The sequence below is a fragment of the Methylocystis sp. SB2 genome (assembly GCF_049817085.1).
Lineage (GTDB): Bacteria > Pseudomonadota > Alphaproteobacteria > Rhizobiales > Beijerinckiaceae > Methylocystis > Methylocystis rosea.
Genome location: NZ_CP187401.1, coordinates 3204064 through 3226856, shown reverse-complemented (window position 1 = coordinate 3226856; position 22793 = coordinate 3204064). Strand labels below are relative to the sequence as shown.

Annotated in this window: 23 protein-coding genes; 12 read left to right on the top strand and 11 right to left on the bottom strand. The window is 63.0% G+C overall.

The features are described from left to right. Window positions 1-13: 13 nt before the first annotated feature. Both cysE and ACPS74_RS15720 read right to left on the bottom strand, forming a co-directional pair. Window positions 14-853 (bottom strand): serine O-acetyltransferase, encoded by an 840-nt coding sequence (cysE, locus tag ACPS74_RS15725; protein ID WP_029648041.1) that lies wholly within the window; start codon window positions 851-853, stop codon window positions 14-16. Window positions 854-856: 3 nt separating this feature from the next. Further along, a complete protein-coding gene (locus ACPS74_RS15720; protein WP_029648042.1) occupies window positions 857-1453 on the bottom strand; it encodes a LemA family protein in 597 nt (198 codons plus the stop codon). 137 nt (window positions 1454-1590) lie between these two features. Between ACPS74_RS15720 and ACPS74_RS15715 the strand changes: the two genes are divergently transcribed. Together ACPS74_RS15715 and ACPS74_RS15710 are read left to right on the top strand one after the other, a co-directional pair. Continuing rightward, window positions 1591-2013 (top strand): SufE family protein, encoded by a 423-nt coding sequence (locus ACPS74_RS15715; RefSeq protein ID WP_029648043.1) that lies wholly within the window; start codon window positions 1591-1593, stop codon window positions 2011-2013. 511 nt (window positions 2014-2524) lie between these two features. Beyond that, window positions 2525-4246: a tetratricopeptide repeat protein gene (locus ACPS74_RS15710; protein ID WP_239754805.1), complete on the top strand. Its 1722-nt coding sequence runs from the start codon at window positions 2525-2527 to the stop codon at window positions 4244-4246. 548 nt (window positions 4247-4794) lie between these two features. On the opposite strand, the gene ACPS74_RS15705 is transcribed toward ACPS74_RS15710, so the two are convergent. Both ACPS74_RS15705 and ACPS74_RS15700 read right to left on the bottom strand, forming a co-directional pair. Beyond that, window positions 4795-5499 (bottom strand): DUF6456 domain-containing protein, encoded by a 705-nt coding sequence (locus tag ACPS74_RS15705; protein WP_239754807.1) that lies wholly within the window; start codon window positions 5497-5499, stop codon window positions 4795-4797. A gap of 150 nt (window positions 5500-5649) precedes the next feature. Beyond that, window positions 5650-5994 (bottom strand): helix-turn-helix domain-containing protein, encoded by a 345-nt coding sequence (locus ACPS74_RS15700; RefSeq protein ID WP_029649922.1) that lies wholly within the window; start codon window positions 5992-5994, stop codon window positions 5650-5652. 147 nt (window positions 5995-6141) lie between these two features. Here ACPS74_RS15700 and ACPS74_RS15695 point away from each other — a divergent pair, with 147 nt between their 5' ends. Next, window positions 6142-7089, top strand: coding sequence for an IS1595 family transposase (locus tag ACPS74_RS15695; RefSeq protein ID WP_029649921.1), 948 nt, complete (start codon window positions 6142-6144; stop codon window positions 7087-7089). Between the two features lie 52 nt (window positions 7090-7141). Here ACPS74_RS15695 and ACPS74_RS15690 read toward each other — a convergent pair whose 3' ends face one another. Together ACPS74_RS15690 and ACPS74_RS15685 are read right to left on the bottom strand one after the other, a co-directional pair. Then, window positions 7142-7567 carry a hypothetical protein gene (locus tag ACPS74_RS15690; protein WP_029649920.1) on the bottom strand — a complete coding sequence of 142 codons (426 nt, stop codon included), beginning with the start codon at window positions 7565-7567 and terminating at the stop codon, window positions 7142-7144. 397 nt (window positions 7568-7964) lie between these two features. Continuing rightward, window positions 7965-8255, bottom strand: coding sequence for a hypothetical protein (locus tag ACPS74_RS15685; protein ID WP_157055232.1), 291 nt, complete (start codon window positions 8253-8255; stop codon window positions 7965-7967). Between the two features lie 688 nt (window positions 8256-8943). On the opposite strand from ACPS74_RS15685, the gene ACPS74_RS15680 reads away from it, so the two are divergent. Then, a complete protein-coding gene (locus tag ACPS74_RS15680; RefSeq protein WP_029649918.1) occupies window positions 8944-9276 on the top strand; it encodes a DUF6477 family protein in 333 nt (110 codons plus the stop codon). Between the two features lie 74 nt (window positions 9277-9350). Next, on the top strand, window positions 9351-10169 hold the full coding sequence (locus ACPS74_RS15675) for a hypothetical protein (RefSeq protein WP_029649914.1): 819 nt from the start codon (window positions 9351-9353) through the stop codon (window positions 10167-10169). 20 nt (window positions 10170-10189) lie between these two features. Here ACPS74_RS15675 and ACPS74_RS15670 read toward each other — a convergent pair whose 3' ends face one another. Together ACPS74_RS15670 and ACPS74_RS15665 are read right to left on the bottom strand one after the other, a co-directional pair. Next, a complete protein-coding gene (locus ACPS74_RS15670) occupies window positions 10190-11275 on the bottom strand; it encodes a hypothetical protein (RefSeq protein WP_239754819.1) in 1086 nt (361 codons plus the stop codon). A gap of 27 nt (window positions 11276-11302) precedes the next feature. Further along, window positions 11303-11839 carry a SixA phosphatase family protein gene (locus tag ACPS74_RS15665; protein WP_029651517.1) on the bottom strand — a complete coding sequence of 179 codons (537 nt, stop codon included), beginning with the start codon at window positions 11837-11839 and terminating at the stop codon, window positions 11303-11305. Between the two features lie 138 nt (window positions 11840-11977). Between ACPS74_RS15665 and ACPS74_RS15660 the strand changes: the two genes are divergently transcribed. After that, entirely contained in the window at window positions 11978-13684 is a 1707-nt protein-coding gene (locus tag ACPS74_RS15660) for a hypothetical protein (protein WP_029651518.1), read from the top strand. Between the two features lie 42 nt (window positions 13685-13726). Here the strand turns inward: ACPS74_RS15660 and ACPS74_RS15655 are convergent, their stop codons facing one another. The 3 genes from ACPS74_RS15655 to ACPS74_RS15645 all read right to left on the bottom strand — a co-directional run bounded on the left by ACPS74_RS15655 (window position 13727) and on the right by ACPS74_RS15645 (window position 16019). Next, window positions 13727-14197, bottom strand: a complete 471-nt coding sequence (locus ACPS74_RS15655) for a hypothetical protein (RefSeq protein WP_157055285.1) — start codon at window positions 14195-14197, stop codon at window positions 13727-13729. A gap of 80 nt (window positions 14198-14277) precedes the next feature. Then, on the bottom strand, window positions 14278-15036 hold the full coding sequence (locus ACPS74_RS15650; RefSeq protein ID WP_029651519.1) for a hypothetical protein: 759 nt from the start codon (window positions 15034-15036) through the stop codon (window positions 14278-14280). A 182-nt stretch (window positions 15037-15218) separates the two neighbouring features. Next, the gene (locus tag ACPS74_RS15645) at window positions 15219-16019 is read right to left on the bottom strand and encodes an enoyl-CoA hydratase (RefSeq protein WP_029651520.1); all 801 of its coding nucleotides are present in this window, start codon (window positions 16017-16019) and stop codon (window positions 15219-15221) included. 331 nt (window positions 16020-16350) lie between these two features. Here ACPS74_RS15645 and ACPS74_RS15640 point away from each other — a divergent pair, with 331 nt between their 5' ends. From ACPS74_RS15640 to ACPS74_RS15615, 6 genes are all read left to right on the top strand, one after another. After that, window positions 16351-17040, top strand: coding sequence for an RluA family pseudouridine synthase (locus tag ACPS74_RS15640; RefSeq protein ID WP_029651521.1), 690 nt, complete (start codon window positions 16351-16353; stop codon window positions 17038-17040). Between the two features lie 61 nt (window positions 17041-17101). After that, the gene (locus ACPS74_RS15635) at window positions 17102-18640 is read left to right on the top strand and encodes a TldD/PmbA family protein (protein ID WP_036242077.1); all 1539 of its coding nucleotides are present in this window, start codon (window positions 17102-17104) and stop codon (window positions 18638-18640) included. Between the two features lie 3 nt (window positions 18641-18643). Next, window positions 18644-19978 (top strand): TldD/PmbA family protein, encoded by a 1335-nt coding sequence (locus ACPS74_RS15630; protein ID WP_029651523.1) that lies wholly within the window; start codon window positions 18644-18646, stop codon window positions 19976-19978. 218 nt (window positions 19979-20196) lie between these two features. After that, window positions 20197-21183 (top strand): ABC transporter substrate-binding protein, encoded by a 987-nt coding sequence (locus ACPS74_RS15625; RefSeq protein WP_029651524.1) that lies wholly within the window; start codon window positions 20197-20199, stop codon window positions 21181-21183. 15 nt (window positions 21184-21198) lie between these two features. Next, a complete protein-coding gene (locus ACPS74_RS15620) occupies window positions 21199-21993 on the top strand; it encodes an ABC transporter ATP-binding protein (protein WP_029651525.1) in 795 nt (264 codons plus the stop codon). Then, window positions 21990-22790 (top strand): ABC transporter permease, encoded by an 801-nt coding sequence (locus tag ACPS74_RS15615; RefSeq protein WP_083481401.1) that lies wholly within the window; start codon window positions 21990-21992, stop codon window positions 22788-22790. The genes ACPS74_RS15620 and ACPS74_RS15615 overlap by 4 nt, the downstream gene beginning before the upstream one ends. Window positions 22791-22793 lie beyond the last annotated feature (3 nt).

Here is a 22793-nt window from a genome sequence, read left to right as displayed (position 1 = left end):
GTGGCGGCGCGGGTCAGATGACGTAATCGAAAGAATCATAGGCGAGGCCGCGCAGGATCTGGTCCATGTCGCGCGCCGGCTCCATACGCGATTCGGTCCCGACCACCTTCGCCGGAACGCCGGCGACGATCGAATTGGGCGGAACTGACTGCAGCACCACCGAGCCCGCGGCGATCCGCGAACAGGCGCCGATCTCGATATTGCCGAGAATTTTGGCGCCCGCCCCGATCATCACGCCGCGCCTGACCTTCGGATGACGGTCGCCCGCGACCTTGCCCGTGCCGCCCAGCGTCACCCCATGCAGGATGGAAACGTCGTCGTCGACGACCGCCGTCTCGCCGACGACGAAGCCTGTGCCATGGTCCAGGAACAAGCCTTTGCCGAAGCTCGCGGCCGGATGAATGTCCGCCGCCAGCGCGTCGGAGGCGCGGCTCTGGATATAGAAAGCGAAGTCGTGGCGCCTCGCGCGCCACAGCGCATGCGCCAGCCGGGCCGACTGGATCGCGTGAAAGCCCTTGAAATAGAGCAGCGGTTCGATCATCCGCCCACAAGCGGGATCGCGCTCGACATAGGCGGTCAAATCGGCGCGGAAGGCCGCAACGATGGTCTCGTCTTCACGCACAGCTTGCATGAAGGCGTCGGCGATCGTCTCGGCATCCACCGCCGAGGCGCCGAGTCGCGCGGCTATGCGATGCACCACCGCCTCTTCGAGCGATGCGCGATTGAGGATCACGCCAAGCATCAGCGGCGTCAGCGACGCGTCGAGTCGCAGCGCCTCCTCGGCTTCGCGGCGCATATGCGCCCACATCGCCTCCAGCGCGATCAGCTCTTCTGTCGGCGCGTCGGCGCTCATCGTTTAGAACTTCACCTCCGGCGGCGATTGCGCCGCGCCGGCCGCGGAAAATTCCGCCATTGGCTTCGTGCCGGCGAAGAAGGTCTTCGCCCACAGAAGCGTCGGGAAGGTGCGCAGCGACGTGTTGAATTCCCGTACCGCGTCGATGTAGTCGCGCCGCGCGACATTGATGCGGTTCTCGGTGCCTTCGAGCTGCGACTGCAGGGCGAGAAAGTTCTGGTTGGATTTCAGATCCGGATAGGCTTCGCTCACCGCGATCAGCCGGCCGAGCGCGCCGGTCAACTGATTTTGCGCCTCCTGAAACTGCTTCATTTTTTCAGGGTCGGTCAGCGAACCCGCGTCGATCTTGACCGACGTCGCCTTGGCGCGGGCCTCGACGACGGAGGTGAGCACGTCCTTCTCCTGCCTGGCGTAGCCCTTCACGGTCTCCACGAGATTGGGGATGAGATCGGCGCGGCGCTGATATTGCGACTGCACGTCCGACCATTTCGCCTTGGCGTTTTCTTCGAGCGTCGGAATCGTGTTGTAGCCGCAGCCGGCAAGACCCAGGGTCAGAAAAATCACGGCGGCGACGGCGCGCCAGCGGGAAAAGTCGCTCATATAAATCTCCGTGAGAGCGGCGCGGCGCGCCAGCGATCATCGCGCGGAATGTAAGGCGTGGCCCTCGCCAAGGAAAGGGCGCGGCTGAGCGCCGAAATGAGGTAGAATGCGCCTTCGCCGGAAGGATGCGGACCAAAATGCAGATCGACGAGATCATAGGCAATTTCGAGCTGCTCGATGAGTGGGAGGATCGCTACCGCTATCTCATCGAGCTTGGGCGCACGCTCGAGCCGCTGCCGAAAGAGGCCTATACGGACGCGAACAAGGTGCGCGGCTGCGCCAGCCAGGTGTGGCTCGAAACGACGCCGACGCGCGACGCCGACGGACGCACCGCGCTCGCGTTTCGCGGCGACAGCGACGCGCATATCGTGCGCGGCCTCGTCGCGCTCGTGCTGGCGCTCTATTCGGGGCGGCCGGCGCAGGAGATCGTCGACACCGATGCGGCGCCGCTGTTCAAGGAGCTTGGCCTCGCCGAACATTTGACGCCGCAGCGCGCCAACGGCCTGCGGTCGATGGTCGAGCGCATCAAGAAAGAAGCCAAAGAGGCGATGGCGGCGTAGCGCGCCGCACCCTCCGCGTCATGCCGGCCTTGAGCCGAGCGTCCACGGTTGCGGCCCCGTTTAGCGGAGATGGCGGGGACAAGCCCGGCCATGACCGGCTGGCCCACGACCTCGCGCCGACGCCTCTCGCGCGACGGCTCCGCTCATGTTACGCGTGGCGATATTAAAGACGATATCGCTGGGGCATTTTATGGGACGTCAGTCGGCGATCGCCGCCAAAGGAAAATATTTCCGTCGGCCTTTTTTTGACGGCGTCGAGGCGATGTCAATTCATGCCGCGCTCCTGGCCATCTTCGCCTGTCTCAACCCGATCAAATCCGATGCTGCGCCACGCGCTTCGCATATGCGTAATGCGCAATCGGCGGAGCATTTCGCGAAGCGTGGATCTTTGTCGCCGTCCGATAACAATCGGCTAGAGTTGGCGCGCGAAGCGGAGGCGTTTTACAAGCGAGGAATTGCATCTGGAGATAAATCCGCGTTTGACGCGGCTATTGATCGCTGGAAAAAACTTTTGGACCTGCTCCCGCGCCGAACGTTTCCGCTCCAATGGGCGGGTATTCAGAACAATCTCGGCAATACGCTTTGGGGGCGCGGGGAGCGGGAGAGCGGGACGGCGACGCTGCAACAGGCGGTCGCCGCCTACCGAGAGGCGCTCAAGGAAAGTACGCGCTCGCGTGAGCCGCTCCAATGGGCGATGATCCAGAACAATCTCGGCAGCGTGCTTCTTGCGCTGAGCGCGCGAGAGAGCGGGACGGCGACGCTGCAACAGGCCGTCGCCGCTTACCGCGAGGCGCTCAAGGAATACACGCACGCGCGGAATCCGCTCAAATGGACGACGATCCAGAACGATCTCGGCTTTGCGCTTTCGCGGCTTGGGGAACGCGAGAGCGGGACGGCGGCCTTGCAACAGGCCGTCGCCGCTTACCGTGAGGCTCTCAAGGAATACACGCGCGCGCGAAATCCGCTCCAATGGGCGATGGCCCAGAACAATCTCGGCTTTGCGCTTATGCGGCTCGGCGAGCGCGAGAGCGGGACGGCGACCTTGCAACAGGCCGTGGCGGCTTTGCGAGAGGCGCTCCAGGAAAGGACGCGCGAGCGCGTTCCGCTCGACTGGGCGATGACCCAGAACAATTTGGGCAATGCGCTCGCAAGGCTGGGTGAACGTGAGAGTGGGACAGCGATGCTGCAGGAGGCGGTCGCTGCTTACCATCAGGCGCTCCTGGAAAGGACGCGTCGGCGGGTTCCGCTCGATTGGGCCGCGACGCAGAACGATCTCGGAAGCGCGATTGCACGGCTCGGAGAGCGCGAGAATGGGATTGCGACCCTGCAATTGGCCGCGGCGGCCTTTCGCGAGGCGCTCCAGGAAAGGACGCGCGAGCGGATTCCGCTGCAATGGGCGACGACGCAGAGCAATCTCGGCCTTGTGCTTACGAGACTAGGCGAACGCGAGAGCGATCCGGCGACGCTGAGACAGGCAGCGGCGGCTTTCCAAGAGGCGCTCCTCGAAAGGACGCGCGAGCGAGTTCCGTTCGATTGGGCGATGACCCAGAACAATCTCGGCCTTGTGCTTTTTAGACTAGGCGAACGCGAAAGCGATCCAGCGACGCTGAGACGGGCCGCGGAAGCCTTCCGTGGGGCGCTCAAGGAATGGACGCGCGAGCGGGTTCCACTCCAATGGGCTGGGACTCAGAACAATCTCGGCCTTGCGCTTATGCGGCTCGGGGGGCGAGAGACCGGAACGGCGACGCTGCAAGAAGCGGTGGCGGCTTTCCGCGAGGCCCTCAAGGAAAGCACGCGCGAGCGGGTTCCCCTCGATTGGGCGACGACGCAGAACAATCTGGGGAGTGCGCTAGCGACGCTCGGTGAGCGCGAGAGCGGTTGGGCGACGCTGCAAGAAGCGGTGGCTGCTTTCCGCGAGGCGCTCAAGGAAAGAACGCGCGAGCGGGTTCCCCTCGATTGGGCGACGACACAGAGCAATCTGGGGAGTGCGCTGGGCCGGCTTGGGGAGCGCCAGAGGGGAACGACGGCTCTGCAAGAGGCGATAACGGCCTTCCGCGAGGCGCTCAAGGAAAGGACGCGCGAGCGCGTTCCGCTCGATTGGGCGATGACACAGAACTGGCGCGGCTTGGGGGACGCGAGAGCGGGACAGCGACTCTGGAACAGGCCGTCGCGGCCTTCCGCGAAGCGCTCACGGAAAGGACGCGCGAGCGCGTTCCGCTCGATTGGGCGATGACGCAGAACAATCTGGGACTTGCGCTGGCGGCGCTCGGTGAACGCGAGAGCGGGACAAAGACGCTGCTTCATGCTGTTGTGGCCTATCGAGCGGCGCTTGAGGAATGGACGCCCGAAGCTGCTTCCTACCAGCATGAATTAGCGCAGCGAAATCTCAGTCGTACGCAGGCGTTAATTACGCGACGAAGAAGAGAGCACGGTAGAAATCAAGAATCTCCGCTCTGGCGCGATCCGTGCTCAACGATGGAGCGCATCAGAGGAAAGCGCGCGACCCGATGGCGGCGTAGGCCCCCACCCCAACCCTCCCCCGCTTCGCGGGAGAGGGAGTCAGACGCTGCGCTTCATGAACGCTGCTCAGAATTATCCGTGCCCCATGGCGCCGTAGCGCGGCACCGCTCGTTAGGGTCCCCTCTCCCGCGAAGCGGGGGAGGGACAGGGAGGGGGCTGTTCTCACACTCTCGGCCGGTAATCCTCGGCGCCCCAATGCAGCAACGACTCGGCGCGGTCGCGGCCGCGCGCTTCAACCGTCCCCTCAAGGGGAGGGTGAAATCACACCCTCGGCCGGTAATCCTCGGCGCCCCAATGCAGCAGCGACTCGGCGCGGTCGCGGCCGCGCGCTTCGACCGCGAGCCCGTAATGGCGCGCCAATCGATCGAGCGCGATTCTCAGCACGACTTTCGCCGAGCGGGGCGGCCAGCCGCGCTCGCTTTCGACGATCTCCATGCCCTTGAGATAGCCGCAGACGTCGGTCAAGAGGCCCCCCAGTTCCGGCCCGACGGCGTCGAAAGCGCGCGCGAGTCGCCGGCGCGCGTCGATCGCAACCTCGGAGACGGCGCCGGCGTCGGCCCCGCGGCGCGCGGCGTTGATCGAAGCCTCCCAATTCGCGGTCACGCGCTGCAGGAGCTGCGCCTGCTCGATGTCGCGGCGGAAGCGCTCGCCGGCGTCGAGCTGAGCGGCGTCGAGAAAGGTTCGGCCGTCGCGGTCCTTTCGCCGCGCCAGCCAGGCGAGCGGACTTTCGGCGTCATTGACGAGCGTCGGCCGCGCGGCCTTTTCGAGCTGGCGCAGCGCATAGGATGCGTGCTGGGCGCGAAACGGCTCCGCCTGATCGACGGCCGGCGCGGACAAGCGGCGCAGATGCGCGCGGCCGGCGTCGGTGAGCGCCAGCCGGCGCTCGCCGCCTTCCTGCTCCCATCGCACGAGCCCATCGGCGAGCGCGGCGTCGCCGGCGGCGGCTGCAAATCGCGCGCGCGCCACGGTGACGCTTTTTTCGCGCGGCGAGCACGACGAGCGTCGAGGCTTCGAGCGGGCTGAGCCCGCCGCGCGCGCCCGGCTCGGCGAGCGCCTGCAGCAACCTGCGCATGGCGCGGCCGGTTTCCTCCCGGGTGGGGGTTCCCGCGCTTTTCTTCATTGCGCGCTCCCTTGCGCAAGGAGGGCGCAAATCATGTCGCGCTGCGCGGCCAGCGCCGACTCTAGGCGGCGGGCGCCGGCGTCGAACAGCGGATCGTCGCGCAAATCTTCGATCGTCGCGCAGGCGTGACGAATGGTGGCGCGGTCGCGCGCGAAAGCTTTGGCGCAGGCCGAAACGCTGGCGCCGAGCGCAACATGGTGGAGATAGACGGCGAGCTGACGCGCCCGCGCGACCGAGGCGCGGGAACGGCGGGGGGAAAAGAGATCGGCGAAGGGCGCGCCCTGTGCGGCGGCGGCCGCGGCGGCGCTAAGCCCCGGAATGAGCGTCGGATCGAGAAACATCGAACTCTCCAGCTGGGTGACGCGCAAGCGTAAGCTGGAAAATAATCCCAATTATATACTTGACAAAGCGCCGTCAAGTTCATAGAGTTGGCGAAATCGAGCGGTTCTCGCTCGAATGCCTGTATTCCTATTATAGGAACGAATTCGATGGTCGATCTTACCGCCCTGATCTTTACCGACGCCGAAGCGGCCCGCCGGCATCTGGAGGCGCAAGTTTGGCCAAACGGTCCCGTCTGCCCGCATTGCGGCAACGCCGACGGCGAGCGCATCACCGCTCTCAAGGGCACATCGCATCGCCCCGGCCTTTACCAGTGCATGGAATGCCGGGAGCAATTCACCGTGACGGTCGGCTCCGCCTTTGAGCGCTCGAAAATCCCGCTCAATAAGTGGTTGCTCGCGACCTACCTCTTGAACGCCTCCAAGAAAGGCTACAGCGCGCATCAGCTTCACCGCACGCTTGGCGTCACCTACAAAACCGCTTGGTTCATGTTCCACCGCATCCGAGAGGCGATGAAAGACGATGTTGCCACGTCCGGCCCGCTCGGCGGCGAGGGCAAGATCGTCGAGGCCGACGAAACCTATCACGGCAAGAAAGAGACCGTCACCAAGCGCACGAAGCGCGGCAAGCCTTCCCATAGCTCCAAGCGCTCTATCGTGGCCCTTGTCGAGCGCGGCGGCCGCGTTCGATCTTTCCATGTCGAGACCGCGACCAAGGAAAAGGTCCGCGAAATTCTCGTCACCAACGCCAGCCGAGCCTCAAGACTCCATACCGACGAAAGCAACCTCTATATGGCGGTCGGCAAGGAATTCGCTGGCCACGAAACCGTTACGCACAGCGCCGACGAATACGTTCGCGGCGACGTTCATACGAACACGATTGAAGGCTTCTTTTCGATCTTCAAGCGCGGGATGCGCGGCGTCTACCAGCACTGCTCAGAGAAGCATCTGCACCGCTATCTGGTCGAATTCGACCATCGCTACAATCACCGCGTCAAACTTGGCTTTGACGACGCCATGCGCGCCGACAAGGCGCTTGCGGGCATCAAAGGGCGGCGGCTCTACTATCGCAGACCTGACGAAGCCGCGAACGCTTAAGCAGCGAGCTCGTAATTTTCTGCGCTGGCGCTGGTCGCACGATAAATAATCCTTACTTTTTCATCCGAAGCTTCAATTCGGCTAGTTTCTCTTGCGTGGCTTCTTCCTCACCATTTTCGGTGCAAATTATATAATCGTTAATAGGACGTTTTTTTACTAGTCTCTCTCGGTCCTTGCGGCGGATGTCGTGAAGGTTGTGATGACAATCGTCACCGTCAACAGTCTTTTGTTCTACGCGTGCGCCACTCGGAAGATCGGCGAATGAGAATTTCCAAAAAATCGGCGGTTCGCCGATGGCCGCGTAGCTTGCTCGCGCATGTCGACAGACTGAGCCGTTGGCGGCAGTGGCGCAGTCAACGCATATGACTGACACTCCATGGTCGTCTGAGGATTCGGAAAAGCAGCCACTTTGAAAGCGCCCAAGAGTGATGTCGTAGTCGTCGATGTCGTAAAGACGGAAATAGGCGTCGCACCCCATCTATTCTCCTGCTTATTCTGCACCTGCCGCGTCAACATCTGTGCGATAGAAGAAAGCGAGTCGCATTGTTCGTCAACGATATCGTCACCATTTGATTCGATTACCAGTCTATAATCCCCGTTTAACAAGCATAAAATTTCGCTGTGCCATTCATTATAATAGCCGGTGACAAGTATGGTGCCGTCTTCATTCAAGAATGCGCCAGTTTTATTAGCCCCGCATGCACGCGTCACTTGGGCGGCAAGTAGCGCATTGACGATCATATCGACGCATGGTTTCGTCCCCCGCCCGTATTTCCACCCACTTTTACGTGAGGAAAACGATATTATCCGAGGGACCGCTTCGTTTTCATCGGAATAGTCTACCAGATTTGCGAAACTTTCAGTTAGGCAAAACATCAATTAGCCTCCTCTGAAAGTTTCTTAAGTCCTGCTTCAACCTCGCTACTGACCATTATTTTATGGTCTGTAGCTTTCTCTAAAGCCTCTACAGCGTTGACGAGCATTTCTCTCAGAGTTTTGGCAGATGTGTATGACATATGAAGCTTTAGCGACGGAGTTCCATCCAATAGGAGGACTATAGATACGTCCGCCGCCCCTACATTCGTTATGAACCCATTGCAATAAGCAAGCGGAACATTCTGAGGGAACAGCGGGATTTGTAACTCCTGGCGTTTCAGTTCTGCCATAAACTATCCTTGCCGACTTTCCTCAAGTTTCTTACGAGTCGCCCGTCGCTCTTTTCCGTTAGACACGACCCGCCCGGATTTTGCACTCAATCCATGCGGCATCGGAGATTTCTTATGCATCTTTTTGAGCGTCTCATTCATCCGCTCTAGCGCTTCGTCTTTGGCTGGCTCGGTCATCCCTGTCCCCAGAACGTTGCGCACGCACATCCGGAGCCGCTTGAAGTCCTCAAGCGACTCACATAATCCTTTCTTGTTCCTTCGACGGGAGCGAATCACCCTTCCAAGACGGTTCGCTCGCCTTTCAGGCCCAAGGAACTGGCGGTCCCCACTACGGGGTCACTTAGGCGCGCCGTCGGCGCCTATTTTTTGCAGCGATTTATCAACGCTCCGTAAAGCCTACGCGGCTTGATCCCTCCCATAACCAAGCAACCATGTGCCCGGTTCCCCAGTGATTCTGGGTTATTCGTTGTCCCACAACCCTGAGACAATTATCGTCACTTGGCAATCGAAAAATAGGACTTCTCCTACTGCGCTCGCCAAGTGTGGCCGGCCTGTCACGCCGAATCACTCTAATGTCAAGTTTACGCTTTGTCACGTATATAATTGTGAAAATAATCCTATTCAAGGATAAAAAGCTTATCCTCATCCGTTCGAGGGAGAACATTCTGAGCGTCACGGAGGATGATCCATGACGCACAGGCCAGTTCCCGCCCCGCAAGGCGACCGCCCCGCCCGCTTCGCCGCAGAAGCTGGCGCGGCGCTCGACGCCGCCCTCGTCGCGGGTCTCAACGCCTATGATCGCACGCGCGCATTGGCGCGTTTCCATCGCCTGTCAGCTGACACGATCGCCAGCGAATCGCCCGATGCGGCGCGCGCCGCGCTCAAGGAAATCGAGCGCGCGATGCGCGGCGAACGCGCCCGGCGGGGGCATTGGAGCTATGATCTCAACCGGCATATCAGCCTGCTTGTCGCCCATCGCGCCGAGACCGCGCGGCTTCATCGCCTGTTGAACCGCGCATGAGCGCGGCTCCGCTTCCGCCCACCTGCGCGATGCTTTAAGCTCCGCGTTTTCCGTCAGAGACGCAAAGGCCGGCGATGTATCTGGAGAAAATTCTGGCGCTGCTGGCTGCGGCGCTCGTCGCGGTCGGAGCCGGCATCGGCTTGACCTGGCTGGCCCTCAATCCCGCGCCGCGCATGGCCGATGCAGGATCGGGGATCGCGGCGCCCGCCAATGGGCAAATCGACAAGGGAAGCGCGCGGCAGCAGATCGAGGCCCTGATCGCCTCGACGCCGGATTATGCGCGCTACTTCGCCCGGCTCCGCGAGACCTTCACGGCCGATTACGAAGCGGCGATCAATGATTTCGCCACCCGCCTCGCGCAGACGAAAGAAGAGCAGAGCGTCGATTATTATCTGTCCGAGGCGGTGCGCCGCGTCCGAACCTCGCGCGGCGCCCTGGCGGCGAAGGCCGAGCCAGAACCGATCGCCCGCGTCTTCGAAAAGCAACTGGAAGTGCTGCAGGCGGTGGCGCGGGAGGACAAACGCATGTGCGTCGCCTTCCTCTACGGCGCGACCAATCTCGACTTTCAGCGATTCGCCGCCTCCCGCCGCCAGATCGTCTCGGACATGGCGCTTGCGGGATTAGAGGCGATCGTCAGCGGACAAGCCAAAAAGATCGATCGGACCGCGCCGACAGAGGCGGACTTCCGAGTGTTGGAGAATGCGCTCGCCGCGCGCGGTCTGAACAAGATCGAGATCGACGCGCTGCTCGACGGCAAGATGCCGACGCCGCCGCTCGAAGACGCCCGCATGTGCGGCGCCGGGCAGACCTATTTCGAAGTGCTGAAAACCCTGCCCGAACCCGCTCGCACGAAAGTCTATGGGCTGGCGCTGGAACTGATGGCGCGCTCGTAGCGTAGAGAAGCGCTTGGCGCTCATCGCCCCGCATGCGCCGGGGGGCGCGCCGGCGCAGCATCGCCTGACGGCTTCGCGGACCCCTCCAGCATCTGGCGCAGTTGCGCGACGGCGATCCGGATCAGCGCGTCGCGCGGCCGCGCCGGGCCGATCTCGACCGCCGCCATATTGGCCATCACCTTGGCCAGATTTTCGGTCGGCGCGCCGTCGGCGGTGAACAGCGCCAGATCCTCGTTGGCGCCGCCGACGACGCCCTGGGCCATATTGGCCGCGTAAGTGGCGATCCGCGCCAACTCCCCGGAGCAATTCGAAACGCCAAGCGGCGGCGGCCGCGGCGCGGGCGACGGCGGCAGGTCGGCGATTGTCAGCCGAGGCGCCGGTTCGATCAGCTCGGCGAGCTTTTCCCGCCGCGCGGGAAGCTCGGAGACGCCCGCCATGATCGAGGGCGCGGGAATAAGGTCGACAGGCCTTGCGAGGGGTCGCCGCGCCGTCTTCAGATTGACCCCGCCGCGCCCATGCGCCGCCAGCCAGCGCGCGCGAAGCGTGCTTTGAATGCCGCGCAGCGCGATCCCCATTGGCGCGACGTGCTGCGGCGACATGCGCGCCAGGGCGCCGCGCGACGCCGGCAGCCCGGGAGCGGCCGCCGGCCGAGGCGCGGCGGGCGCGAACACAAGCGAACATTGCGCCGGCGCCCAGCGCTCGACGATGGCGCGCGCCGTGCGCCGCCCATAGTTGACGTAGTATCGGCGCAGCAGCAGCGCGGCGACGGCGGCGCCCTCCTCCGCCGAAGCGAAGGCGACATGGCCGTCGGCGTCGGCGGCGATCTCGCCGTTCCACCCCGCGCTCTTGATGCACCAGTAATTGTTGAGCTTGACGCAGCGGGCCGGTTCGCCAGCCTCCGCGCCGAGCGCCCGGCGGATCGCGGCGAGGGGCGCCATCTCCAGCGCCAGCGCGCTTTCGAAGCGCCAATTGTCCACGGCGCGCGCTTGGGGCTGATAGGCGGGGCTTGGCGTCGCGGCGAACATCGACCAGGGCGCGACCATCGCCGCCGGCGCCTTGTGGGGCGCAGCTACGGCCAGCATCGTCAGGAGCGCTTCGATCAGCATGGCCGCCTTGCGGGTTTGCGAACTGCGCTAGTCGGGGTCTTCCGTCGCCTCGCCCCGTAGAATGCCCGGCGTGACGAAGTGCGCAAGTCGCGCCCCGCCCCTGCCGACGTCCGCCCAATGATCGGACTCGAAGTCGAGCATCGCCAGCGCCGCCGTTGGGAATTTTGAGCGCATCAGCGCCAAATCTTCCGCCTCGCCGGAACCGGCGAGCCAGGAGGCAAGTTCGGCGAAGCCCGGATTGTGACCGACGGCGAGCAGCGTCGCGACCTTGTCGGGCGTCTGCCGCAAAATTTCGACCAGATGGTCGACGGTCGCAAGATAAATCGTATTCTCGATCAGATGCGTGACATGGCCTGGGAACGCCTCCAGCACCTGGTCGAGGGTCTGCTTGGCGCGACGCGCATCGGAGGCGACGGCGAGGCCCGGCACGATGGCGGCGTCGCGCAGATACTCGCCCATGCGCCGCGCATCCTCCATCCCCCGACGGGTGAGTGGACGTTGGCGGTCGCCGCCGGCCGAATGCCGGTCGGCCTTGCCATGGCGCAGGAGCAGGAGTCGACGCATGCGGCCTCTCTATCACGGCGCCGCCGCGCCGCCACGCGCCGCCCCCCGCGAAACGCCGGCTGCGACGAAACTACGCGCCTCTTTACCCCGAAAGGCGCGGCGTGCAAGCTCTCCCCTTCTTCTTCCCAAGGTTTCCTGATGCGCAGATCCCTCGCTATCGGCGTCGTGACGTCGCTTTCGCTCATGAGTTTTGCCGCGCCTTCTCCGGGCGCCGGCGAAAAGCCGCTCACGCTCGACAATCTCGTCCTCACGCTCGGCGCGACGACCTATCGTATCCCGCACATCGAAATCGAAGGCGCGAGTCTGCCGGCGCTGGAGTTGGCCGCGCTGTTTTTGAGCGGCGACGGAAATGTCGCGGCGCGTCTTGCGCGCGTTTCGGCGCGGCGAATCGCCGTGCCTTCCATGTCGAGCGAAAGCCGCAATGAGTCGAACATTGAACGCGCCGTCTATCGCAAGCTGCTCTTCGAGAACATTGTTTCCGGACGCGCGGCGACCGTGCGCGGCGACGGCGGCGAGGAAACGATCGAATCCGCGAAAGGCGGCGTTCAGCGCGTCTTCTGGGGCGCCTCTGTCGCCAAGGGCGTCGATCTTGCCGAAATCGCGCGTCTGGCGCTCTCCACGCGCAGCGAGGCCAATGCGCCGCTGAAGCCATTGATCGAGGAGGAACTCGTCGAATCGTCGCGCCTTGAAGACGCAAACGCCGATCTCGTTCTGACGACGGGCCGCCTGAAGATCGAGGGCGTGCGCGGGCGGGCGCTGCGGACCCCCGCGGGCAAGCTCATCGAACGATTCGAGAAGCACGACCCGGCGAAATCCGAAGAGGATCCAGCGCTGATGCGCGATGTCCTCGACGCGCTTCAATCGTTTGAAGCCGCGGCGATAGACATTGATAATGTCGTCGCCGCTGGCAAGGGCGAACCCGCAGGCAAGCCGTTCACGGCGAAGATCGCGCGCGTCGGCATGCGCAAAGTCGCGGCCGCCGGCGCCGGCGAAATGTTTTTCGACGATTTCTCGCTCGCCGCGTCGGACGGCGGCCATCTGTCGGTCAAGCGATTTGCGCTGAATGACGTGCAACTGGCTCCGGTTTTAGAGGGCGCCGCCTATCCCAAGCTCGCGCGCATAGAGGCGCGCGGCGTCGCCGCCGATATTCCCGACTCCAAGACCAGCGAACCGTCACGAATGAAATTCAGCGTCGAGAACGCCAGCGCGACGTTCGAGAATTTCCTTGCAACGACGCCGACAAAATTCTCCGGCCGCGTCGACAATTTCATTGTCGATCTCGCCGCGCGCGGCGAAACCCAGACGACGGCGCACTTCCTGGCGCTTGGCTATCGCGAACTCGCGCTCTCCGGCGTCGCCGCTGGAGAGTGGCGCGAGAAAACATCCGAAGCGGCGTTGGAGCCGGTTGTAGTCAATGGCAAGGACATGGGCGCGGCGCGACTCTCCGCGATGTTCGGCAATGTCTCGAGCGCGGCGTTCTCGTCCTCGCCCCTCATCTCGCGCGCCGCCATGCTCACAACGTCAGTCAAATCGATCGATCTGACGCTCGAAGGCGATGGTCTCGTCGATCGCGTGCTCGCGCTTGAAGCCAAGGAGCAGAAAACATCCGTCGACAAGGCGCGCGCCGATTACGCCAAATCCGCCGCGACCGCGATCAATGCGCTCGGCGGCGGCGGCGCGAACGCCAATCGAATCGCCGACGCGGTTTCGGCCTATATCGAAAAGCCGAAGCGCCTGCATCTGCGTTTCGCCGCGCCAAAGGGCGTCAACGCGATCGACGTGCTGGCGCGAAAGCCGAGCGAGATTTTGGAAAGCCTCGAGGTCGAGGCGAGCGCCGATCGATGACCCGCCAGCCGGGGGCTGCTGCTAACCGGCGGTCCGCCAACGTTACTGCACTGTCGCTGTCACTTCTCCGTTTATTGCTTCTATTTTCACGAGAAGTCGCCTGGAACAGATCGCGCCTGGCGCATCTCTATCTTTATCTGATAGTTCCAATGGATATTTCCTCCTTGAAGTAGTCGTTAACCATACGTCGAAAACTTCCACATGAGGCTTGCTGTCCCAGCTCGCGACAATCCGCCAGCGCACTGCATTGCTCGAATAATCATCATCTTCTCCTGGAACTGAAATCTGCTTTTTAGGGAGCGCCCTTCGAATAAATTCGTTCACGTTGGCGTCGGGCGGAACAACGCATATCGTGTCCGCAGAGAACAAATTGTTCAGATCCAAGATTTGGTTTTGACGAGGCGCGGACAATACGAACTCTGTGACGTCATGCCCAGAGTCATAGGGCCATAAATATTGAGCAAGTCGAAACAACGGCAAAATACCAATAATCACAAACGAAAGAGCCACCATAGTCAGCACAAAATATTACACGCGTCTTTCAGTTTTGCTGGGAATCATTTCACTGGCATATTTTTCGGGGCAAACGTGTTCTACTTCTGCCGCAGAATTACCGTCCCTGCTTTCTTCAGAGCTTCGCGCTCGTAGGCAGAAGAAGCAAAACCAAACGGCGATTCTTCTATTACGTTGAGAACAGACTTGTTGGTAGTCCTCAGTCCATGATTACCTATGGCAAAGAAATGGCTATCTGGACTGTCTCCAACTTCGTTGCAACCAGCAGCAAAAACGCTCTTTCTGTGATCCGCTGCACGATATACATCAACATCGACGAGATGATCCATTCTGTCGAATTCCGGGGGACCGTGCAAAGAAAACGTCCTTACCGGCAACCCGGCGTCTATGACAATTCTCGTATGAAATGCATGATAATTGATGTTACAGTTTTGGGGATAGAATCGCGGATCTTTAAATTTAGGCTCTGTACGTTCTTTTATGATCTCCACGTCTTTGTAGGCGCAATATTTCGTGTTTTCGCCCACGGAGATGTAAGCCAGACCCCTCGAATTCGACGCGTCCTTGACCGAAATGACGTTGTTCTCAAGGGTGAACTTTATGTCCGAATATTTGGTCGAGCGCGCCGCGGAAACGCCGGGCGGCGCGGAAAAGCGGTTGAGAATGTTGTAGTCCGAACTGCACTCGTAAGAGTCAGGGTCGCTGCCCCGATAGGTCTCCGCTGCTTCGGCCGACGCGGCGCTGCCGACAAGCACCGCGGCAAGCAGAAGCGCGCCGAGGCGCAGCCTGCCTCCAGCGGCAGACGATGATCTGCGCAAACGCTTGTTGAAAGGCCTCAAGACAATCCTTCCCGTAATTCGCCGCTACACGGGGATAGGCATCGCCAATAGTCGCTGAAACAGTAACCGCTATGCCCACGCCGTCAAGCCGACCTGCATAAGCAACAGGGCTCCGAATCCAGGTTAACAAGGCGTCCTCTTACCGCGTCATGGCCGCGCTTGTCGCGGCCATCCACACGCCGTCAGCGCCCGGAAAAATTCGGCTCGCGCTTCTCCAGGAACGCGGCGCGCCCTTCCATGTAATCCGCGCTGTCGAAACAGGCGCTCGTCAGCGCTTCACACTGCTCATGCGACGACGCGCCGGGCAGGCCTGCGGCGGCGCGGATCGCCGCCTTGGCGGCGCGCAAGGTCAGAGGCGCGCCGCCGGCGATGGTTTCGGCGAGCGCATGCACCGCGCCTTCGAAACTCTCGGTGGCGAAGAGGCGGCTGACGAAGCCGCGCTCCTTGGCTTCGACGGCGGTGAGGCGACGCGCTGTGTAAAAGAGATCGAACGCGAGTTGCGGGCCGACCGCGGCCACGACATAGGCCATCGCCGCCGGCGGATAGCCGACGCCGAGCTTCGCCGCCGGAATTGCGAATGTCGCTTGCGCATCGGCGATGCGCAGGTCGCAAGCCGCGGCGATTCCGAATCCGCCGCCCATGCAGAAGCCCGACACGGCCGCGATCGTCGGCTTGGAGAGATTCGAAATCGAGTCGAAGGCCTCGACATTGGCGTTCTCATAGATGCGCCCGCCTTCGCTTGTCGCGCGCAGGTTGGAGAATTCGCTGATGTCGGCGCCGGAACAGAACGGCAGACCCGGGGCCCCGCTGATGACGAGGACGCGCGCGTCCTCCGCCGCGTCGACGGCGCGCAGCAGCGGCGGCAGCGCGCGCCACATCTCGAAGTCGAACGCGTTACGCTTGGCGGGATTTTCGATGTAGAGGCGCGCGACGCCGAATTCGATTGTGACGCGCAGCTTCGGGGTCGCAGATATGATCGCCATTGTTCCTCGTACAGCAAAGTTTCAACGTCGCCGGATCGCTCAATAGCAGCCATTCGCCGTCCATGTCGGCTTGTTTGGCCCCCCGACAAGGTCGTCCTCATGAACGGCGTCAACGACGCCAACTAGCGCATCGGCGCTTCGGCCTCTGTCGAATATACGGGAAAACTCGTCGAGTATTTCACCGACCGCCGACCCTCTACAGAGCCGTCAAGCATGCGATATTGAGCTGTTGCTACGTCGGAGAGTTCATCGGCGGCGCGGTTTCGCTCGGAAAAGCCGCGCCGGCCGTGAGATAGCGCCTTCTTGCGCGCGTCGCTGCTATAAGCCCGCCATGGACCTCCTTTCTCGCCTGCTCCACCGCGACGGGCTGATGCTGATCATCGACAAGCCCGCGGGCGTCGCCGTCCATCGCGGGCCGAAGGGCGGCGCGAGCCTTGAAGACGCGTTCGACCAGCTGCGCTTTGGCCTGCCGCGGCCGCCGGCGCTGGCCCACCGACTGGACAAGGACACATCCGGCTGCCTCGTTCTTGGGCGCCACCGTAAGGCTCTCGAGCGGCTCGGCAGGCTGTTCAAGTCCGGCCGAATCGGCAAGACCTATTGGGCCGTGGTGGAAGGCGCCCCGGCGGGCGAGGAAGGCGAAATCGATCTCCCGCTCGGACGGCTCGACGCGACGCGCGGCTGGTGGATGCGGCCGGACCCGCTGGGCCTGCCCGCCAGAACATCCTGGCGCGTGCGTGGCAGAAGTCCGGATAACGCGCTGACGTTCATCGAATTCACGCCGCACACCGGCCGCACGCATCAGATCCGCGTGCATGCCCAGGCGATGGGATGGCCTATTCTCGGCGATCCCATCTACGGCTCAGGTCGCCGCGAGGACTCAGCTCCGCTACATCTTCATGCGCGCGCCGTGAGCGTGCCGATGCAGGACGGCAAGCCGCCCGTGGAAGCTGTCGCTTCGCCGCCCGCGCATATGGGCGAGGCGCTCGCCGCATGCGGATGGAACAGCGACGCGCAACCGTAACACGGCGATTGCAAATCACCGCCGAAACGACCAACATATCGAGGGAATTATGGAGCGACCAATGGCGCCCGCCGCCCCGCCTTCGACGAACGAAGCCTCGTGCCCGAGGGGCCGCAGCGCCTTCGCGCTGGATCGTGCGCTGCTCTACGATCTCGCCGATATCGCGCTGACGGGCGCACGGCAAAATGGCACCAGCTACGCCGACGTCAGAATCGGCGAAACGCGGCGCGAATACGCCTTCGCCAAGGACGACCGCTTGGAGAGTTTCGACGAGCGGGCGTCGCAAGGCTTCGGCGTGCGCGTGCTGCTCGATGGCTGCTGGGGATTTTATGGCGCGCGGCGGCTCGACCCGCAGAGCTTGCGCGATGGCGTCGAGCGCGCGCTGGAGAACGCCCGCGCGGTGAAGCGGATACAAACTCAGCCGATCGCGCTTGAGCGGCTGCCCGTGCATGAAGCCGAATGGATCATGCCCATGGGCGTCGATCCCTTCGAAGTGTCCGCGAGCGAGAAGGCGGACCTGCTGCTGTCGATCATCGCCAGCGCGCGTGATCATGGCGCGGATTTTTGTTCCGCGTCGCTTTCGGCGACCTGCGAAGAGCGATTCTTCGCCAATAGTCTTGGCAGCCGCATTCATCAAACCCGCACGCGCGTCGCGCCGAACTTTCAGGCGACCGCCATCGACCGGGCCAGCGGCCGTTTTGCGACGCGCGAGTGCCTGGCGCCGGCGCGAGGCGCCGGCTGGGATTACATCGTCGGCGCCGGTCTGATCGAGGAAGCGGCGCGGGCCGGCGAGGAGGCGCGCGCGAAGCTTGGCGCCAAGCCAGTGACGCCGGGCGACTACGACGTCGTGATCGACCCGACGAATCTGTGGCTCACCATTCACGAGACCGTCGGCCATTCGACCGAGCTCGACCGCGTGCTGGGCTGGGAGGCGAATTTCGCCGGAACGAGCTTTGTCAAACCCCATATGCTCAACAAACTGCAGTTCGGCTCCGAATTGATGACGATCGTCGCCGATCGCGCGCAGCCCGGCGCACTCGCCACGATCGGGTTCGACGACGACGGCGCCGCCGCGGAAGCCGCCGAGTTCGCCATCGTCGAGAAGGGCGTGTTCAGGAATTTCCAGATGGCGCTTGGACAGGCGCATCTCATCGGCCTGTCGCATTCGAACGGCTGCGCCTATGCGGACAGTCCGACGACGTTTCCCATTCAGCGCATGCCGAATATCTCGCTCAAGCCCAATCCTCAGAAATGCTCCTTCAGCGATCTCATCAGCGATGTCGAGAACGGCATTTATGTCGTCGGCGCCGGCAGCTGGAGCATCGATCAGCAGCGCGACAACTTCCAGTTCGGCGGACAGCTCTTCTATGAGATCAGGAACGGCCAGCTCGGCGAACTGCTGCGCGACGGCGCCTATCAGGGCCGCACCACGCAATTTTGGAACTCTCTCGCAGGGCTATGCGACGCGAGCGCCTATCATCTCGACGGCACCTTCACTTGCGGCAAGGCCGAGCCGGTGCAGGTGGCGCCGGTCTCGCATGGCAGCCCCCCGGCGCTCTTTCACAACGTGCGCGTATTGAACACGAGCGACGACGCATAGCGCATGTTTCTTTCTTCAGACGACGCAAAGTCGATCGCCGACAAGGCGCTCACGCGGTCCAAGGCCGACGCCTGCGCCGTGCACATCCAAGGCGGCTTGGATCAAAGTCTGCGCTTCGCGCGCGGCGGCGCGACGACCAATCTCGCGACCGCCGAAGCCACTCTGCGCATCTCGTCACATATTGGCGGGCGCATCGGCTCTTGCAGCATCTCGCGTTTCGACGACGCGGCGCTGGCCGGCGCCGTGGCGCGCTCGGAAGAGATCGCGCGGATGTTGCCCATCGACCCGGATTATGTCGCGCCGCTCGGCCCGCAGAATTACGGTTTCTCCGGCCGCTATGACGACGCGACCGCCAATCTGCGCCTCGACGCCCTCGCCGACGCGGCGGCGCGCGTCATCGAGGAAGGCGCGCGCATCGGCGTCGACACCTTCGGCTGCGCGACGACAGCACGGCGATTCGACGCATATGCGACGAGCGCCGGCCTTTTCGCCTATGAGCGGCGCAGCGAAATCGATCTTTCCGCCACGGCGCGCAACCGCGCCGACGCTTGGTCGGGCTGGGCCGGCGCGCATCAATTCTTCGCCGATCGTCTCAATGCGGAAGCGATCGCGCGCGTCGCCTGCGCCAAGGGCGCTCATGACGTAACGCCGGTTGATCTCGAACCCGGCGCCTATACCGTCGTTCTCGAGCCGGAGGCGACGACCGAGCTCGCTTTTTGGCTCATCAGAACAATGGAGGCGCGCGCCGCCGACGAGGGGAGAAGCTTCTTCGCGCGTCCTGGCGGCGGCGCGCTTTTGGGCGAGAAGCTCTTTGACGAAAAGCTGACGATCCGCGTCGATCCGGCCGATCCGCTGGCGCCCGAAGCCGCCGTCGGCTACGAGGGCGTGCCGCATCGCGCCCGCGCGTTTGTGGAGAACGGCGTTGTGACGACGCTCTATCGTTCGCGCGCCTGGGCGCAAAAGACCGAATCCGAACCAATCCCCTTCGCGCAGAATTTCGTAATGTCCGGCGGCGACGTTCCACTGGACGACATGGTCCGCTCGGTGCGGCGCGGCGTCCTGGTGACGAGGTTTTGGTACACCAATATCGTCGATCGGAAGAGCCTGCTGCTAACCGGCCTCACCCGCGACGGCAATTTCCTTATCGAGAACGGCCGGATCGTCGCGCCCATGCGCAACATGCGCTTCAATCAGCGATTGGGCGAGCTGTTCAGCAATATCAAAGCGCTCGGTCCCACCCGTCGGACCTGGCGCGCGGCCGGCGAAGGCGGCGCGCCGGCGGCGCCGGCGATGCTCGTCGAAGGCTTCAATTTCTCGTCGAAGTCGAGCGGGATATAGAGCCCGCGCGCGTTCATGTATGATCGCGCGTACGAAGGAGCGCTTGGTCATACGGAATCGCAAATCGCTGCGTTTACATTACTGTCATTCCCGACAGGCCGAAGGCCTGATCGGGAATCCAGGCTTCTTCAAAACGCCAGGCTTGCTCTGGATTCCCGATCGCTTCGCCCCAGCGAAGCGTCGGGAATGACACTCAAGCAACCCGCCGGAGCCGAACCATGCGCCTTGTCGCCTTGCTCATCGCTCTCCTCATCGCGGCGCCCGCCCTCGCGCTCGACAAGGTGCGCTTCGCCACCAATTGGCGGGCGCAAGCCGAGCACGGCGGCTTCTATCAGGCTATCGCCGACGGCACGTATGCGCGCTACGGACTCGACGTGACCCTTTTGCAAGGCGGTCCGCAGCTCAACGCGCGGCTGCTGCTCGCCGCAGGCCGGGTCGACTTCGCGATGGGCGCAAACACCATCCAGATGTTCGAATCCGTGCAGCAGAACGTGCCGGTCGTCACCGTCGCCAGCATGTTTCAGGTCGATCCGGTGATTTTCATGTCGCATCCTGCCGTCGGCCTCGATCGTTTCGAAGATCTGCCCAAGGCGACGGCCTTCATCGCCAGCGACATGCGCGCTTCCGTCTGGCAATGGCTGAAGCAGGCCTATGGGTTCAAGGACCAAAACGCCAAGCCTTATAATTTCAACTCGGCGCCATTCCTTGCCGACAAGACGTCGATTCAGGAGGGAATTCTCACCTCGGAGCCCTACGCGATCGAGCGTGCGGGCGGTTTCACGCCCAACGTCTTTCTTTTGCACGACTACGGCTATGACGGCTATTCGACCACGATCGAGTCGCGCGCCGACACGATCGCCAAAACTCCCGACCTCGTGCAGCGCTTCGTCGACGCCTCGATCGTCGGCTGGTACAATTATCTCTACGGCGACAACGCTCAAGCCAATGCGATGATCAAGCGCGACAATCCGGAGATGACGGACGGTCAGATCGTCTATTCCCTCGCCAAAATGAAGGAGCGTGGGATCGTCGATTCCGGCGACGCGCTGACCTATGGCGTCGGCGTCATCACCGATGCGCGGATGAAGAGCTTTTTCGATAAAATGGCGAAGGCCGGCGTGGTTCCCGCCAACATTGATTACACGCGCGGCTACACGCTGCGTTTTATCGGCAAGAAGGTCGGCATGGAGCTGCGGCCGAAATGACGCCAGGGATCCGACATGAGCGCGCGTGACATCGCGGAGACGCAAGTGGCGGCGCCCGCGCTCGTTTCGTTGCGCGCCGTCGGTAAGACTTTCCCAAGCGGGCTCGTCGCGCTCGCCGACTATGATCTCGACGTGCGCGACGGTGAGATCCTGACGCTGCTCGGGCCATCGGGCTGCGGCAAGTCGACGGTGCTGCGACTCATCGCAGGGCTCGCGAGCCCGACCGCCGGCGCGATCGACTGGAGCGCGCCTCAAGTGAAGGACAATATCGGCGTCGTGTTCCAGGACGCCACCCTGCTGCCCTGGGCGAGCGTCTTCGACAATGTCTTTCTGCCGCTGCGGCTTAAGGGCGTTCCGCGCCAAGCGGCGTCGCCGCGCATCGAAGAGGCGCTCGCGCATGTCGGTCTTCTCAACTTTTCGCGCGCGCTGCCGCGCGAACTCTCCGGCGGGATGCGGATGCGCTGCGCCATCGCCCGCGCCCTGGTGACGCGGCCCGAACTCATGATGATGGACGAACCTTTCGCCGCGCTCGACGAGGTGACGCGCTTCAAGCTCAATGATGATCTGCTCGCGCTCAAACGCCGGTTCGGCGCGACGATCGTCTTCGTCACCCATTCGGTGTTCGAAGCCGCCTATCTCTCGACGCGCATCGTGGTGATGTCGCGGCGCGCCGGCAGACTCATCGACGAGATCGAGATCGACCCGGCGATCCCACGTGACGACGACTACCGGTCGAGCAGGACTTTCGCCGACGTGTGTCGCCGGGCGTCGCAGGCGCTTCGCGTCTCAATCGAAGAGGCGACGCCGTGATCCAGAAACCAAGCGCGATCGCCTGGCGCGACATCGGCGTGCCGCTCGCAGTTCTTCTCGCCGCTTTGGCGCTGTGGGAAGCGCTCGTGCGGTGGAAAAACATCCCGCCCTATATTCTCCCGGCGCCGAGCGTCATCCTCGCCAAGCTAATCGAGGACCGTGAACTCCTGTTCTCGTCGCTATTGGTGACGCTCGGCGTCACTATCGAGGCGCTTATCATCGCCACCGTCTGCGGCGTCGCGCTGGCGCTGCTTATCGCCCAGTCGAAATGGCTGGAGCGCGCGCTGCTGCCCTTCGCCATCACTTTGCAGGTGACGCCGATCATCGCCATCGCGCCATTGCTGCTGGTTTATTTGCAACCCGGCAATGCGGTGCTGGTCTGCGCCTTTCTCGTCGCCTTCTTTCCGATTCTTTCGAATACGTCGCTCGGACTCGCCTCCGTCGACTTCGGCTTGCGCGACCTGTTCGATCTCTATCGCGCCTCGCCGTGGCAGAAGCTGATTTATTTACGCCTGCCGTCGGCGCTGCCGCAATTCCTTGCCGGCTTGCGCATCGGCGGCGGATTGGCGCTCATCGGCGCCATCGTCGCAGAGCTCGCCGCGGGCGCATCTGGTCAGGGAACCGGCCTCGCCTATCGCATCGTCGAGGCGGGCTTTCGTCTCGACATTCCGCGCATGTTTGCGGCGCTCGCGCTCATCTCGCTGAGCGGGCTGGCGATCTACGGCGCGCTCGCCGCGCTCTCTTACGTTCTGCTGCGCGGCTGGCACGAGAGCGCCAGAGATTCAACTGAGCGATGAGAC